Below are 15,478 nucleotides of genomic sequence, written 5' to 3' on the forward strand. Positions count from 1 at the left end.
CTTAGTCCTCTAAAGGAATAAAGTTCCCAACGATTTTCCCTATAATGCGAGGATTCTCATCATAAGGTGCAAACTTATCTGAATAGTTCCGATTGAGTGAAACTAAACGAAGTCCATTTTCTTCACGATACACTTTCTTAATATAGGTTTGACCATCCCAATCTATCGCATAAATAGCTCCATCATAATCAAATCCTGTTTGCTTAATAAGGGCTACAGAACCATTTTCATACGTCGGTTCCATTGAATTACCAAACACCCATGATGCAAAGTCATAATCAAATTGATGATTGAAGTAAACTGTATCGTAATTACCATCATCAAAGTAAGCTGTTCCTGTACCAGCTGATAATTTTTCATAGACCTTATAAGCAAATCGTTCAGAAACTTCTACAACTTTAGAGTTTTGATTGTTCAATAAGTCTTTTGCATAATGAAGTGTCGCTTTTTGATTCTTTTCAGTTAGCTTGAGATAAGTTTCAACTATTTCATACTCTGATTCAAAATATCGAGGATCAACATTCAAAATCTGACTCAATTTGGTTAGATTGTTTTGATTAGGCTTTGTTTTACCTGATTCCCAATTAAAGTATGAAGCTCTACTGATTCCCAAACTGGATGCAAGTTGAGATTGTGATAATCCTTGACTTTCTCTTTTTTCTTTTAATTTAGTAGGTGAAAACATTTGTTCTCCTTTTGTAAGTTTATTAACTAACAAAAGAATACCATAGCTGCTGGAAAAAATCAAGAGTTTAATAACCCCCAAGATTTAAAATAATCATAAACTGTGCTTAATTTATACTTACATTGTTAGGAAACCATCACTTAAGAAAGTTATAACTTTTGAAAAAGATAAAGAACCAGAAAAAATAGAAAATAAAAAAAGAATCGTTGGTGCGTTATTGATTGTTTTTCCTAAATCTCTCTAAATTCTTCTCCAATTGTTCCTTATGAAGTTGATTCTTAGCTTCTTTTAATGTGTCGTCCAAAGTTTCTTCTCTGTAAGTTGCTTCTGTTTTTAGTTGTTCTGATCCTTGATCTGGAGTGAAAATGATATCTAGCAGTCGGTCTATTTTTTCAAGATCTTGGACAGACATATCAGATAGTCTATGAATCAGCTTTTTAAATACATCACTATTGTCGTGATTTTTCTTAAAAAGTTTTGTAAACATCTATAACCTCTCAAAAAAAGCAGCCTATCAGGACTGCTTAGTGTAATTCGGAAATCGCATCATAAATTGACTGCAATTTCTTATTGTCTTTATTCTTTGTGTCAATCAGCGTATGTAGCTCTTCAATTTTCTTTTGACTACTTTGAATATCGCTATTGTTATCTGCAATAAGTCTTTTAAGATGTTGCTGATAACTTGTAGTGATATCTGTCTCTTTTCCTGTTCTAACCTCTGTAACTTTGGGTTTAGAACTAGAATTTGATTCCGTCACAGGTGCTTGTTTGCGCTTTTGAAAAGCTGCTTCATAGTTTACATCATTACCTCCTTGATGATTTCCAAATAAGGACGCAATTTTATCTGGATCTTCTTGATTTTCTGATTTACTTTCCAATGGTTGATTAAAATTCCAATCTTTTGTCATTCACTCATTTCATCCTTTCTAAATTCAGAATCATCGAATTGTCTTTCTTTGCCAAATGCATGGTCAAGAGCTTCTTCAAAACTCATGTGACTAATGCTTTGACGCCTTTTGAACGTCGCAAACATCGCTGTCTCCAGTTGCTCTTTGTAAGCAGCTAGTTTTTCTGTCTCTCTTGCTACCTTACTTTCTTGCCTAGTGACCTTTTCTTCTAAGCGTTCAATAATGGTCATATACGATCCTCCTTCATTCTAATATTAGCTAAAACATCTTGATTTTGTTATCACAATTCTAAACATTGAGAGGTTTGTCTTACTGGTGGATTTCCAAATGTCTCTTTTGCATTCTCGATCATCAATTGTAAATCTGATTTCTTTTCTCGAAGAATATCGTTCCAGTCTACTTTTTCTTTCCCAGATTCATTATCAGGTAAATCCAGTAAAACAGGCAATCCAGCTTGAGATAACTTATCAGAAAAATCTTTACCTGCATCATCACAATCTACTGCCAGTGTCAATAAATCAGGATGATTATCAAAATAGCTGGTTGTATCACGAATTGTATTGATTAAAGGCAATAACTTTGAAGGTATTACTGTATCTAAAAATTCCAATTTCTGATTTTCTTCAGCTATCAGTCGTAAAGTTTGATAAGCGACAACAGACCTTTTTAATCCCTCCATAGATACCAAACGAACATCAGATAGATTTTGTTGATGAAGTTCGTAATAGCTCATCAAATCGACGAACGATTCACAAAAGACCAGTCTATTTGGTTTACCAATATCAAAGGATATTCCAACATATCCATGGCTTCCTTTTAGAATCGTTTTCAGCCTCTCTCTAGGAAGAGAGTGATTCTTATAAATCCCCTGTAAGCTTGCTGCCTGCAGCTTGTGACGATGATCAAAGATTTTAAAAACAATAACAGGTTCAACTGTTTCATTTGTTTTCCAGCTGGCTTGTGCTATTAAACCTTGTTGAATCATCCTTTGTACGATTTCTTCTGAAATTCCTCTACATTCTGTTAAGTAATATCTGGCCAGACTACAGTTAGAATCTTCTATTCTCTTTAAAGGATAATAAAATGGTCTCTCTCTTTTTTCTTGAACAGCTTCTTTTTGAAAAGGTTCTTCAGAAAGAAAGGCTAGAGCTTCTTTAAAGGAAATTCCCTGAACAAGTCGAACAAAATCAATGACATCACCTTGAATATCTCTTGAAAACCATTTAAAAGTATTGGTAGTTGAAAAAATCCGAAATGAATCGTGTTCAGGATGTTCATAGACACTGCTCGAAACTTGTTTAAAGGAGATACCTAAACGATTGGCTACATCAAGAATTGAAATTTGCTTACATTCTTCTATTTCCATGCAATATCATCATTTTGTTGTAGTATTTGGTAATGATGGAACAGATGAGGATTCTTCTAAAGTTTTGGGAGTTGCCTTATCTAAATCATCTAACCCAGATTTCCAAACCTGTACTTGGTTGACCAATAACTTACCAGGTAGTTTAGAATAGGACAATTTAACAGTTCTGGTTTCTGTTTGATTTGTCTTTGATTGGTTGGCATTCTTTAAATCAGATACATAGGTTACATTATAAGAGACCATGGCAATGGCTTGATTCGTAGTCTGATTGACAAAGATATCTGCTTTTTCAAAATGATAATCCAAAATATAGTCCTTATAAACTTGGTTCATGGCATCATTTTGACTTGACAATTCTTGAGAATAAGCTGATTCAGTCATATAAGGTTGAATACGTGTATTATTTTCTCCGAGCTTTTCTTTCGTATAGTACTGTGTCAAAAATTCTTTTACAGTATCTGATGACAAAATGCTGGCTTTATCTTCTGCTTGTTTGTCCTCTACAAGTTTAGCTGCAGCCAATTCGATTTCTTTGCGACTTTGTTTAGCAGTAGAATGTTGACCAGCAGTATATCCCATCATGAGAATAAAGCTAGTCGCAGCCACTGCTCCAACACTAATTAAGGCTTTAGTTTTGACTTTATTTAACATCTTAGACCTTCTTTCTATAAAAACTAGGTCAAGAATAACAAAAAGAACTTGTAAGTTTTATCACATCACAACGAAAGGTAATTCCTACATTTCAGGCGCAAAATCGTACAGTTCAGAGAAAAATATCAAAATTAGCTGTCTTCAGTTTATAATATAAATATGAACAAATTAAAAGGAGAAAATTTGAGAAGAGCTCTTTCTCATATTGAACGACATAAACAAGCCATAAATACAAGTAATAATAGTGAGGATAACGATTTTCATAAATTATTACTCCAATTTAGTTATGAAGTATATGAAAGAATCAAGGCTAATAAAAAACCTTATCCGAATTTAAATTCAGATAAAGTCTTTTGACAACAAATCTCATGTTACCTCCTTGTTTATTATGACTGAAGGTTCTTACTGTGTTTTATGATGTCAATACAGAAAAAAACGATCAAATCAGTACTATTTTCCTTTGTGCTCTAAACTGCATAAAGGGAATATCGATGAGTACTTTCATTGATCATTATTATTATTCAAATTAATTCAATAATAAAAGTAACTTCATCTAAGTAATAAGAGCAATTAATTAGCTCAGCGACAACGATAACCACAGCAACTCCTTCTAAACGATGAAAGGAATATCCGCCGTGGCTATCTATTTACTTTTTTTCTTTTACTTCTGTAAGTTACTTTTGTTATTTTTACTTTTTCTGTATTATATCATATTTTGATTAAATTGTCATCTAAGAAAGTGATTTTAAAAAAACTGGAAATTTTTTCAATTGTATATTTTGACAATAAAAAACACTTTTATGTCAATTTAATGATTTTAGAGCATTTTTAGCTTATTTGATTTTAAAGTTGTCGTCTATTCCTTAGAATTACTTGAAGAACAGGAAAAATTCGACAACAAAGTAAGTCGATCTATTCAGTTATAAAACCTATGAAGGTCTTTCTGCTGGAACTAGCCACTCCTACTTTGGAGATGTAGATTATACTCTTACTTATTCAACTGAGAATATCCCTCATGATTTCTCCTCATGTGGTGCTAGTAAACTTCTATATTATAGAACGAAAGGGATAGAGTTAATGTTTAAACTTAAACTTTAGAATGAAAATATTTTTTCTTACCCTACAGTATCCGTACAAATTTTATAGGTTTCATCTCATAAAAACTTGTACCTTGCTAAATTCAACAAACTGAAGCTTGTTTGTTGAATTTAGCTTTCTACTATGTAAGATTCTTGCTTGATAGCGGAGTAAATTTTCTATTCTACACCAAAAGCAAAAAGGATATATTTTTAATAAATTCCATTTGAAAACAATTCCTGTTCTATTATAGTAATGGTAATTCTAACTTTACACTTGCACCATGTTTATCCGAGTTGTTTTCTAATATGATGCGTCCATTATGTAATAACATTATTTTCCAAGAATTATATAAACCTAAACCATAGTTTGTAGCTGAATGTCTACTCTTATCTCCACGGTAAAATTGTTCCGTTCCTCGTTTTAAATCCTCATTAGAAAATCCTGGGCCTTCGTCTATCACAGATATTGAAAGTATCTTATCTGTAGTCATTATTAGTAATTCAATGTTGGATTTGTCTGGTGAATATTGAATAGCATTGCTAAATATATTTTGAATGACTCTTTCAAATAATTGTATATCTATCATTACATCTGAATCTTCACAATTAATAGATTTAGATATAGTACGGTCATGTACTAGTGTAATCTCTCTCGCTATTTCACTAACTCTTTCGATTATTTCTGACACCTTTACTTTTTTTAAATTCAACGAGTTTAATTTAATTGACTGATTCATCTCCATCAGAGCTTTTGTATAATCTGATATACGTGTTGAATTTTTTATAATGTACTCTACATAATCTTTTTGTTCATCAGTTAGATCAGTTACCTTTAACAATTCAGCATTACCTTGGACAATAGAAACCGGAGTTTTTAAGTCATGCATTAATGCCGATATCTGACTTCTCTTATTCTCTTCTTTAATCCAATTTTCTCTTAATGAATCACTTAAGGCTTTTTTCATTATATCAAGGCTATTTAAGACATCATTAAATTCTTTGATATTTGAACTTCCTATTTCAAAGTCTAATTCTTGGTTGGCGATTTTATCTGATGCCTCTAGCATTGGCGATAATTGCCTTGTTATTCGTTTTGCCCAGATTAGAGTAGCCACAAATGCACTCATTAAAAAGAAAATGATTAATAAAAATATTAATAGTAAATCTACACTAGGGAAATATTTTTCCATCCAATCATTATTGTAGTGTGGCTCCAGTGAATAATGGATTAATACATATCCATCATTCCTTTTAAATTCTATAAATGAAGAATATGGAGTTGAAAATCCCTCATGATTGTGAAAATTCTTAGCTTTCAGTTGAATAGCTTCATCCATATTAGTTTTTATCACTTCACCATCTGGCGATAAAAACATATAGCTAGCTCCTTTAGGTATCAATGCTTCATCAAAGTCTATTTTATTTAAAATTTTATATTTATTTTCTTGTAATAAATTTTCTGTATGGTTAGCCGGAAGAATCAAACCAACACTATAAAACGCTGTAAAAGTTAATAAAGCTAGTACGATGGCACATCCTAAACCAACTCCAACAGTCATTAAGTATTTAAGAAATACTATTTTGAGCGACTGTCCTTTTCTAATTAATTCCATTTATAACCAATCCCCCAAACTGTAGAAATTGGATTTTCACCAAATTTTAAGAACTTTGCTCTAATATTTTTTACATGTTCTGATATGGCAGAAGAATCACCAATCCCATCAAATCCAAAAATCATTTCATATATTTGTTCTCTTGAAAAAACTTGTCCCTTTCTCTTTGCTAAAAGCTTCGAAATTTGATATTCAGACTTTGTCAGATGAATTTCTTCCTCCTTCACAAATACTTGATTGGAGGATAAATCAAATCTTATATTCCCTAAGTTTAAACTCGAATGTTTTTCTCTTTGTTCTCTTCTCAGATGAGCTTCTACCCTTGCTAACAATTCACCAACACCAAATGGTTTGGTAATATAGTCATCTCCTCCACTTAATAAGCCATCTACTATATCCGTTTCCATTGCTTTTGCAGTTAAAAAGATAATCGGACAATCCACTTTGCTACGTATATTTTTACAATAGCTGATTCCATCAACCTCTGGCATCATTACATCAAGTAATATTAAGTCATATTTCCCCAAACTATTTTCATCAATATCTACCGTGGTTTGGTAAATATCAACAATATGATCTCCTTTTATTAAAATATTCTTGATTAGAGTCAGCATATCTAATTCATCATCTATAGCAAGAATTCTTGCCATACCAAACCACCTCCATATTTATAAATATTTTATTATTATACCATATTCCATTTACAAATACATTTAGAGCTATTATTCACTGATTGACTTTCCACCCCACCTATTGAACCATAATAAAGAGCCAGTAAAAATGACTACTGTAATAGGTATTGCTACATAGCCCCACATGGTAAACTCTTTAATTAAATATGAGCTATCAGCCAATTCACTTCCAACAATATATGTTGCAGATAATCTCGATGCCCAAGTACAAGGTAAAAAATACCAGATATTTTCACCTAAATTGGTTATTGAAAGTAAAGCAATCAACGTTTCCACAAATCCCAATCCAATAGATGCACCACCACCTAACATAAGTGATACCCATAAATGAATCATATATGTAGATAAACATCCTATAAAAACTAATAATAATTCAATTAACCAAGCCATAGTCGCTTGATTACCAAATAGCATTGCAAATATAAAAACTGCTAAACTTATAGAAAATAGAAAACTCAATAAGAGCATTATAAGTTTTCCGCCATAAGCCTTGCTTCTGGATTTTGTAGTTGATAGAATCACTTGAAATCGTCCAGCACTTGCTTCCATGTCAACAACCTTAGATGTGATAGCACCAAATATTATTGGTAAGATAGCACCTAAAAGCACAAAATAATTCAGTATGATATCCATATAAGAAAAATTTTTTAGACTTGTAAATGTTGCTGCCCCATAAAATATTAGTGCATATAAAACAGGTAAGATAAAGTGAGCCCAGGGAATCCATGTATGCTTCAATTTATAAAACTCTGATTTTAATATATTCATCATTACTTCACCTCTTGCTTAGAAAACCATTTTGCAGTAATGAAAGTCAATAATGTAAACAAACATATTGATAAAATACAAGGAACAAGTAAGGATGTGTTTAAAATCATTGGATTTGATACTTCTGTTGGCACACCGTTCGGTAAAATACGCATAACGGGTACCATCAATCTAATCCCCCAAGAATAAGGGCAATAAATCCACATAGAACCGTCAGCTAACAAAATTCCTACCACAAGACCTAATACAGCATTTACTACAATGCTTGCTATAAACCCAAACTTTTTAGCTAGGAAAAAACAAAACGGAACTTGCCATATGTTAGTTATAACCAATAATACACTTGCGAATAATAATGTCGTGAATGCATAGTTTCCTGTTAATTGTTCTCCAATGAAAAATTGAAAAACAAATACTCCTAGCATATGCAAAATAGCAGTTATACTTAGATAAATTGAAGCTGTTAGTATTTTTGATATCCATATTTTTTTTAAATCAACATTAAGTGAAAAAACTGCTCGGTAGTTTAATTTTCTTTCCTCTTTTCTATGCATCATTGCTGGTATTAAAGCGAAAGTTGCTGGCATAATCATCACATACCACCAATTATATGCATTTACACTAAAATATAATGGCATTAATACAAACGCAACAAGTAAAGATATAATTGGTGCAATAAATAATATCTTCAACAAAAAACTGTGTTTGTGTTTCAAATTTTCTGCAAAAATATAATTTTTCATTAAGCTACACCCTCTTTCCATTCTTTACAACATCCATAAAAAGTTCTTCTAAATTTTCATTATGATTAATTGTGTTTTGATATTTTAATTCTCCATCATGTATAATTCCTATATGATCAGCAGTTTGTTCCACTTCTGCTAAAATATGACTAGACAGAATTACTGTTATTCCTTTTTTTGGAAAGCTTCGTATTAAATCTCGTAACTCTTGAATTCCTAATGGATCTAATCCGTTTGTCGGTTCATCTAGTATCAATAGTTTAGGATTATTTAATAAAGCAATTGCAATACCTAATCTTTGTTTCATCCCCAAAGAAAATTGACCGCTTTTCTTTTTTCCGGTATTTTTTAAATCTACAATTTCTAAAACTTCATCAATTCTTGCATCAGGTAATCCAAGTAATAATGTTCTAACTTTTAGATTTTCTCTTGCACTTAAATTTTCGTATAAGGGTGGCATCTCGATTAAAGCACCAATATCTGATAAATCATTTCTACTCCATTCATGTCCTTCAAACATAATTTCACCTGACGTCTTGTGTAACATACCTGTAATCATCTTTAATGTCGTAGATTTACCTGCACCATTAGGTCCTAGTAATCCATATACTGAATTTTCCTCAATTTTTAATGACACATTATTTACAGCTTTTTGTTTTCCAAAAACTTTTGTTAGCTCATTTGTTTCCAAAATATATTTGCTCATATTTTGTTCCTCCTTTAATCTTGTAAATAGTATAAAAAATATTTTTAAGGATTCTGTAAGGAAAAAATATTTTTCAAAAAGTAGCAAGAAAATTCTAATTTATTAAACGTTTTGCATTTTTTCTTTAGTCTTTTATGCCATATTTCATATACTTCATAAATAAAAAAGGCAGAACCAGAGTTCTGCCATAAATAATCATTATTTATCTTACAACTTCAATATCCACCTTTGCTCTAAATAAAATTTTAAGGAATTGAAATATTCTCTTTCTAATCTATAGTTATACCTATTCTGTTCGAGTTTCAGCTAAATATATTCCCCATTCAGCTAATTCTTCAGGCAAATCATAAACAGTTTTTCCATTACTTTCATAGATTTCAGAGATTCCTGGGGAGGTCTTAGAAAAAGTTTTCCAAGCTGTCACTAGTTCTTCAACAAATTGAATATTATGAGGCTCAAAAAAGTCATTAAATTTCGATAGTTCTTTACTATAAATTGTCACAATATTATAGCTATCAAGCATGATCTCATCATGACTTTTATGACCACCAAATCCAAACTGACTAAGTCCATCATTAATATGCAAATCACCGTATCTAATCAACAGTGCTAGGCATTCCTCTCTTGAACAACCATCAATATAATAAACATCCTTATGGGATTCCTTGATAATATTCTTTGCTATCACTTTTTCTCTATCAATACTGACAGGCAATTCCAAAATAAAAAACAAGGGCTCGTCATGAATCGCAATAAAGTGTTGAAAAACCTCTAATATTTTTTCTGCGTGTACATTCGCCATCAAATGATGTTCAGTTAACTTTGTAAATGATTCAAACAGGTTTTCTACCAAGCTAACTTGGTGACCTTTTACTAAATTCAACATTACACATCCTCCAGAAAATTAAAACAATATCGACGTTTATAATCTCATTATATCATTAAAACCCAAAAAAAGACTGCAACTTCCCGGTCACACTCTCTTATAAATCCACTTCAGTTCCTTCAAGGAAAGTTACTACAATTTGTCCAGTTTCTGAAATAGATTGATAGCATGTCAGACTATAGTATCCAGAAGCCATACTTGAACTATTACTCTGATTCTTACCCTCTATTCGATTAGAGAAGCTACCTTCACGCTTTTCATTCTCCCTTTCGTTCAAAGGTTTCTAATCTTTTACAAGCAGTGATACCGCCTCAACGTGTGCTGAGAGCTTTCTTCTATACTAATAGACGAAAGGGTGTGAAAATGATTTTTAAATGATACTGTGGAACGGAACAGTAGCCCTAGTATTGACTACTGTCGTTTCTATTCATATTGGCTATTCTAGGACTGAGATGAAAAAATCTATAAATGCTCAGAATAAAATTGAACCCGCAAATCTCCCCAAAACAATGGTGAGTCATGTACTTGTATTATTCCGAAAAAATACACCTCTGGTGCAGTGAGACAAATTGGTGTATCTTATAGTGGCTTCGTAGATGAAAGCTATACTCTACTATCACTCTTTGATGATGTAGAACAAATTGAAAAAGATAATAGACTTCAGACAGCTATTGATGTTGTCAGAGAACAGTTTGGTTTTTTAGCCATACAAAAAGGAACCGTCCTAACTGAAGGTTCCAGAAATATTGAACGCAGTAAACTTATCGGTGGTCATTCCGCGGGTGGATTGGAGGGATTAAAATGAAACAAGAAAAAAATACAGTACAATTTTCAGAAATCCGTAGCAAAGGATGTAATGATATTGAAATGCTTGAAAGATTTTTACATGGAATCGTTGAAACAGCAACTTCAAAACTTCGTCAGAGAAAACTCAAAACAACTGAAATATCGATACGACTAGTACATGCTAAATCTGAAAACCGATTACCATTGGAATTTACATTTAGCATTAAGCCAACAAGCTCATCTGTGATAATCTATACTGAGGTAATCAATCGCTTTAAAGAATGTTACACAGGTGGGGGAATTCAAGGTTTTACGATTCAATTTGATAAAAATACCCTTGCCTCTGCATAGAAAGGATTTGATATGATTGACCGTTCATATTTACCATTTCAATCAGCAAGAGAGTACCAGGATACAAAGATGCAAAAATGGATGGGCTTTTTCCTATCTGAACATGCATCAGCACTCTCTGATGATACAAACAAAGTAACGTACATGTCTGACTTATCACTAGAGAAGAAATTATTACTCCTCAGTCAAGTATACGCCGGGCAGCTACGCACACGCATTCAAGTGATTGAAAAAAACAAGCGTGTTTCCTACACTGGAACAATACCAAGTCTGACCAAAGATTTCATTTTGATAAAAACTACAACAGGTCACATCAATTTGAAATTAAAAGACATTATTAGTATTGAACTTGTCGAGGAGGTGCTCTATGAATCAGCTTGAGTTTCAGCGTAATCACCTACAAATGGACTATTATAGCGAGAGCTACCAAGATTTTGAACGTGACTTCTACCGCTACTCTAACATGAATATTCCATTGACCTTCCTAACTGATGATATCCTAAAAACAATGGCGACTTCACGTAAGAATTACTTTGTCCTCAATAAGGAAAAGTCCAGAGATAACCGCGATCACTTCTTCATATTTGAAGTAAGTACCGTAGATGAGAATCCGCTAATCTATCATTATACATATAAGAAAACTACAATATATTTAGCAGAAAAATAGGAGCAGTTCAATTGACTGTTCCTATTTTTAATATTCATAAAATCTAAAGTCTTTATACTCTTTAACAATGGAGTCGCCAACCAGAACAGACTATACTGACCAGCGACTACCTTAAATTTAATGTTTCAGATTTATTTTCTTATCTCTAATTTCATAAACTACATCTGCTACATTTTCGAGTAATCGTTTATCGTGGGTGATAAACACGATAGTTCCGGTGTACTCCTTCATTAGTATTTCCAAAGCCTCTAAACTTGGTATGTCAAGGAAGTTACTGGGTTCATCCATTATTAGGATGTTATATCTACCCATGAGCATTTTAGCAAGCAACAATTTTATAATTTCTCCACCGCTTAAAACAGATAAACTTTTTCCAATATCGTTCTGTTTGAACCCCATAGATGCTAGCACTGAACGAATTTCTGATATATTGTAGTCACAATCCTTCTGCATAAACTCCATAACATTCTGATTACTGTTGTACTTGTAACCATTCTGTGCAAAGTAACCTATTTTTGCCTTAGGCGAAATAGAAATTCCTTCTTCATGGTTTAAGATCATTTGGATTAAAGTTGTTTTTCCGATTCCATTACCACCAGTTAACGCCACTTTTGCTCCTAACGGAATTTGAAAAGATGCATTTTCAAACAGAGCCTTATCCCCAAATACTTTATTAATTTCTGCACCGACTATAGGGTATGGATTATGGAGCTCCAATGCTTTACTTTGCCTGAAACGAATTCTGCGAATGCCTTCCGGAGCTTCTACTTTTCCTAAGGCCGCAATCCTGTGCTCTAGGGTTTTAGCAGCATTATACATCTTTTTTTCCTTACTTCCTATTGATTTTTGATGAGCTAAACGCCCTCCGTCTTCAGTACTTTTTTTCTTTGAAGAACCTTTTGCCTTCTGTTCTATTTTACGAGCCTGTTTTCGCTTTTCCTCCGCAGCCCTTTCCAATCGGGCACGTTCCGCAATAAATTGTTCGTATTCTGCAGCTTGGCTCTTACGTTCTTCCTCTTTCTGACGAAGATAATCAGAATAGTTTCCCCAATACTCAGTGATTTTGCCATCTTTCAGTTCCCATATTTTATCTACTATTTCATCAAGAAAATAGCGGTCATGGCTAATAACTAACAGTGCACCTGTAAAATATTTTAGCTGTCCTATTAGAAAATCAATTCCTTCACGGTCTAAATGGCTCGTAGGTTCATCCGCTAAAATACCATGAACCTGTGCCGATAAGGCCTGTGCTATTTTAAGCCTTGTTTCTTCACCACCGCTCATAGTCTGTATATTTAATTGCTCAACACCTAGCTTGCCTACAAGTGCAAAATCTTTTTCCTCCTGCAGAGTTACTTCGTCCAACTGGGGAATATAGGCAAGTTCACCCAGACGATTCATTTTACATCCTGGGGGAGTTAATTCTCCTAAAAGTACCCTGAGTAAAGTGCTTTTTCCAGCACCATTTGCTCCTACTAAACCAATACGGTCATAATCATATACTTCTAATTCATTTATATCTAAAACATCGCGTCCTTTGAATTCCACACGAATGTCTTTTGCTTTTAATATTAATTCCATAACATTTCCTCCTGTCTATAATCGCATGCTTTCATTTGCTTGTATGCAGGGAAAACCCTGCGATTTTAGCAGGAAGAGTTACATGAAAATAAGATACATAAATATTCCTCCAATATTGTTTATTTTAAATCTAATTTTCTAACCTCAGTTATCATTTGGCAAACTATAGCAATGCCAATAATTAAAATACCTGATAGTAAAAACCAATGATTTACACCGATTTTATCAGCAAAGAATCCAGAAAGAATTAACCCAATTGGCATAGCAAGTGACATGATACTTCCGATCAAAGAAAATACACGTCCTAAATATTCAGGCTTAATTTTCTCCTGAAAAAGAGCTGTTTGCACACCGCTATAAAATGGCACCGAAAGCCCCATTATTGCACAGCAAACTACGAATATTACAAATCCATTTGGAGGAAGTATTCCCGAAACGGCTAAACTGGTCCCCATTATAAAAAATGAACTTGTTATTAGTAATACATGCTTTTCGAAGCCCCCTAATCTTCCTAATAATAAGCCTCCTGCTAGCATCCCAAATGCAAAGGAAATTTCCGTAATAGAAATATGCACAGGCGTTCCATTAAAGTGTTCCATGCTTATTAAAGGAAATAGTGCATTGATTGGCATATAAACAAAAGTATATAGTGTTCCTAAGAGTAATAAGGCAAACAATCCTTTGTTTTGTCTCAGAACCACAACTCCTTCTTTCATCTCCCTTATGAAATTTGGTTCTAAACTTTGCACTTGATTACCCAGCTTAGGTATACGTACAATTGCTACCGTAATAGATGCAATCACAGCACCCAATACGTCGATGGCAATAATAGCATTTAAATCCCAAACGGAGTATAAGAGTGCTGCAACTGCCGGACTAACAATATAGCTTATAGACTGCAAAGACTGACTATAGCCTGCGCATTTCGTTAGCTGTTCTTCTGGTACTAAAAGTGGTGTAACCGCATTGAGTGCTGGGGTATGAAAAGCTGTTCCAATGCTACGGATAAACAATACTATCATAATCATCCAGACAGGTAGCTCCATACAGAATGCAACAATAGCAAGCACTGCACCAGCTGCTGCGATAATTAAATCGGCACCAATCATTATCTTCTTCCTATCATGACGATCCACTAGCACACCAATGGCAGGTCCCAAAATCGCATAGGGTAAAAAACCTACTAATGAAGCCATAGACAAGACCATCGCAGATCCTGTTTTTTCTGTAAGGTAAAAAATAATCGCCATTTGCAGGATGGCACTAGTGATTAATGATACTGCTTGCCCTGCCCATATTGCATAAAATTTTCGTTTCCAATTGTTGTATTTTTCCATTTATATTATCTCCTGCATATTATTTTGCTTGAATTTCTATTTTGAATAGCATTCTAGGCAATAAAAAATGCAGGCCAAACCCCACAATGTGGCTTTTGGTCTGCATACATACAATTTGGAAACATTCATATTAAAGACATAGTTAAATAAAGGTATAGTTAAATAACCAATATCCTCACCGTAACTAATGAATGCTCAATATCGTATAAATAAGCACAACAAAAAAGCCTATCATCGGGTATAGATTCTGCTTTTTTTATTGCCAGCTTATCTTAAACGCATTGAGGCTGTCATAGTTTCGGTTCCTCCTACATCTTTGTTTATATCAATTTATAGTATAACACAACAAGATGATATGTTCAATATAAAAGTTATGGAATGAGACTCATACTTCCAATTCGATGCCAGATTTAAAGGATATGACGAAGTTTTCTTCATAGACTGTAACGCTCTGGATTATCTTCCTTAGTAGCAAGCGATTAGCTTTCACAAAATCTTCTGTTTGTAGTTTTAAAAATTCATCAGGATTTTCTAACTCAACCTCAAAATATTTCATTTTACATTCCCTCATTTCATTTATTGATAAATTGAGTTTGCAAAAAAGAGTGGACAATTTTTGTCTACTTGTACTGACCCCAAAAAGTTAGACAATTAATTTA

At 33.1% G+C, this 15,478-nt stretch carries 20 protein-coding genes; 5 read left to right on the plus strand and 15 right to left on the minus strand.

What is annotated here, in order from left to right; genetic code table 11:
- Position 1: 1 nt before the first annotated feature.
- The 6 genes from HMPREF2780_RS00065 to HMPREF2780_RS00090 form a co-directional block, all read right to left on the minus strand.
- Positions 2-685, minus strand: a complete 684-nt coding sequence (locus HMPREF2780_RS00065; protein WP_049512668.1) for a LexA family transcriptional regulator — start codon at positions 683-685, stop codon at positions 2-4.
- Between the two features lie 214 nt (positions 686-899).
- Positions 900-1,172, minus strand: a complete 273-nt coding sequence (locus HMPREF2780_RS00070; RefSeq protein ID WP_049512666.1) for a hypothetical protein — start codon at positions 1,170-1,172, stop codon at positions 900-902.
- Between the two features lie 37 nt (positions 1,173-1,209).
- On the minus strand, positions 1,210-1,593 hold the full coding sequence (locus HMPREF2780_RS00075) for a DUF5945 family protein (protein WP_049512663.1): 384 nt from the start codon (positions 1,591-1,593) through the stop codon (positions 1,210-1,212).
- Positions 1,590-1,823: a DUF5965 family protein gene (locus tag HMPREF2780_RS00080; RefSeq protein ID WP_000152419.1), complete on the minus strand. Its 234-nt coding sequence runs from the start codon at positions 1,821-1,823 to the stop codon at positions 1,590-1,592. The genes HMPREF2780_RS00075 and HMPREF2780_RS00080 overlap by 4 nt, the downstream gene beginning before the upstream one ends.
- 50 nt (positions 1,824-1,873) lie before the next feature.
- Positions 1,874-2,959 (minus strand): toprim domain-containing protein, encoded by a 1,086-nt coding sequence (locus HMPREF2780_RS00085; RefSeq protein WP_074324737.1) that lies wholly within the window; start codon positions 2,957-2,959, stop codon positions 1,874-1,876.
- 9 nt (positions 2,960-2,968) lie between these two features.
- Complete coding sequence (locus tag HMPREF2780_RS00090) at positions 2,969-3,610, minus strand: hypothetical protein (RefSeq protein WP_000933083.1); 642 nt, start codon at positions 3,608-3,610, stop codon at positions 2,969-2,971.
- A 159-nt stretch (positions 3,611-3,769) separates the two neighbouring features.
- Here HMPREF2780_RS00090 and HMPREF2780_RS00095 point away from each other — a divergent pair, with 159 nt between their 5' ends.
- Positions 3,770-3,967 (plus strand): hypothetical protein, encoded by a 198-nt coding sequence (locus tag HMPREF2780_RS00095; protein WP_049512659.1) that lies wholly within the window; start codon positions 3,770-3,772, stop codon positions 3,965-3,967.
- 967 nt (positions 3,968-4,934) lie between these two features.
- Here HMPREF2780_RS00095 and HMPREF2780_RS00105 read toward each other — a convergent pair.
- The 6 genes from HMPREF2780_RS00105 to HMPREF2780_RS00130 form a co-directional block, all read right to left on the minus strand.
- A complete protein-coding gene (locus HMPREF2780_RS00105; RefSeq protein ID WP_105025944.1) occupies positions 4,935-6,302 on the minus strand; it encodes a sensor histidine kinase in 1,368 nt (455 codons plus the stop codon).
- Entirely contained in the window at positions 6,293-6,952 is a 660-nt protein-coding gene (locus HMPREF2780_RS00110; protein WP_004252839.1) for a response regulator transcription factor, read from the minus strand. The genes HMPREF2780_RS00105 and HMPREF2780_RS00110 overlap by 10 nt, the downstream gene beginning before the upstream one ends.
- 72 nt (positions 6,953-7,024) lie before the next feature.
- Positions 7,025-7,765 carry a lantibiotic protection ABC transporter permease PcfG gene (gene pcfG, locus HMPREF2780_RS00115; protein ID WP_105025945.1) on the minus strand — a complete coding sequence of 247 codons (741 nt, stop codon included), beginning with the start codon at positions 7,763-7,765 and terminating at the stop codon, positions 7,025-7,027.
- On the minus strand, positions 7,765-8,505 hold the full coding sequence (locus HMPREF2780_RS00120; RefSeq protein WP_023918139.1) for a lantibiotic immunity ABC transporter MutE/EpiE family permease subunit: 741 nt from the start codon (positions 8,503-8,505) through the stop codon (positions 7,765-7,767). The genes pcfG and HMPREF2780_RS00120 overlap by 1 nt, the downstream gene beginning before the upstream one ends.
- Before the next feature lie 4 nt (positions 8,506-8,509).
- On the minus strand, positions 8,510-9,211 hold the full coding sequence (gene pcfF, locus HMPREF2780_RS00125; RefSeq protein ID WP_023918138.1) for a lantibiotic protection ABC transporter ATP-binding protein PcfF: 702 nt from the start codon (positions 9,209-9,211) through the stop codon (positions 8,510-8,512).
- Between the two features lie 286 nt (positions 9,212-9,497).
- The gene (locus tag HMPREF2780_RS00130) at positions 9,498-10,097 is read right to left on the minus strand and encodes a hypothetical protein (protein WP_105025946.1); all 600 of its coding nucleotides are present in this window, start codon (positions 10,095-10,097) and stop codon (positions 9,498-9,500) included.
- 559 nt (positions 10,098-10,656) lie between these two features.
- Here HMPREF2780_RS00130 and HMPREF2780_RS00150 point away from each other — a divergent pair.
- The 4 genes from HMPREF2780_RS00150 to HMPREF2780_RS00165 are packed head-to-tail and all read left to right on the plus strand — an operon-like array spanning position 10,657 to position 11,901.
- The gene (locus HMPREF2780_RS00150) at positions 10,657-10,902 is read left to right on the plus strand and encodes a hypothetical protein (protein WP_001813542.1); all 246 of its coding nucleotides are present in this window, start codon (positions 10,657-10,659) and stop codon (positions 10,900-10,902) included.
- Positions 10,899-11,234 carry a DinB/UmuC family translesion DNA polymerase gene (locus tag HMPREF2780_RS00155; protein ID WP_000806926.1) on the plus strand — a complete coding sequence of 112 codons (336 nt, stop codon included), beginning with the start codon at positions 10,899-10,901 and terminating at the stop codon, positions 11,232-11,234. Before HMPREF2780_RS00150 ends, HMPREF2780_RS00155 begins: the two co-directional genes overlap by 4 nt.
- Positions 11,235-11,246: 12 nt before the next feature.
- A complete protein-coding gene (locus tag HMPREF2780_RS00160; RefSeq protein ID WP_000567222.1) occupies positions 11,247-11,615 on the plus strand; it encodes a hypothetical protein in 369 nt (122 codons plus the stop codon).
- A complete protein-coding gene (locus HMPREF2780_RS00165) occupies positions 11,602-11,901 on the plus strand; it encodes a DUF5960 family protein (RefSeq protein WP_001072467.1) in 300 nt (99 codons plus the stop codon). The genes HMPREF2780_RS00160 and HMPREF2780_RS00165 overlap by 14 nt, the downstream gene beginning before the upstream one ends.
- A gap of 117 nt (positions 11,902-12,018) precedes the next feature.
- Here HMPREF2780_RS00165 and msr(D) read toward each other — a convergent pair whose 3' ends face one another.
- The 3 genes from msr(D) to HMPREF2780_RS00180 form a co-directional block, all read right to left on the minus strand.
- The gene (msr(D), locus tag HMPREF2780_RS00170; RefSeq protein WP_000420313.1) at positions 12,019-13,482 is read right to left on the minus strand and encodes an ABC-F type ribosomal protection protein Msr(D); all 1,464 of its coding nucleotides are present in this window, start codon (positions 13,480-13,482) and stop codon (positions 12,019-12,021) included.
- Between the two features lie 119 nt (positions 13,483-13,601).
- On the minus strand, positions 13,602-14,819 hold the full coding sequence (gene mef(A), locus HMPREF2780_RS00175) for a macrolide efflux MFS transporter Mef(A) (RefSeq protein ID WP_000417519.1): 1,218 nt from the start codon (positions 14,817-14,819) through the stop codon (positions 13,602-13,604).
- Positions 14,820-15,204: 385 nt separating this feature from the next.
- Positions 15,205-15,375, minus strand: a complete 171-nt coding sequence (locus tag HMPREF2780_RS00180; protein WP_000873143.1) for a hypothetical protein — start codon at positions 15,373-15,375, stop codon at positions 15,205-15,207.
- Between the last annotated feature and the right edge of the window lie 103 nt (positions 15,376-15,478).

Source organism: Streptococcus sp. HMSC062B01 (genome assembly GCF_001811085.1).
Classification (GTDB): domain Bacteria; phylum Bacillota; class Bacilli; order Lactobacillales; family Streptococcaceae; genus Streptococcus; species Streptococcus gordonii.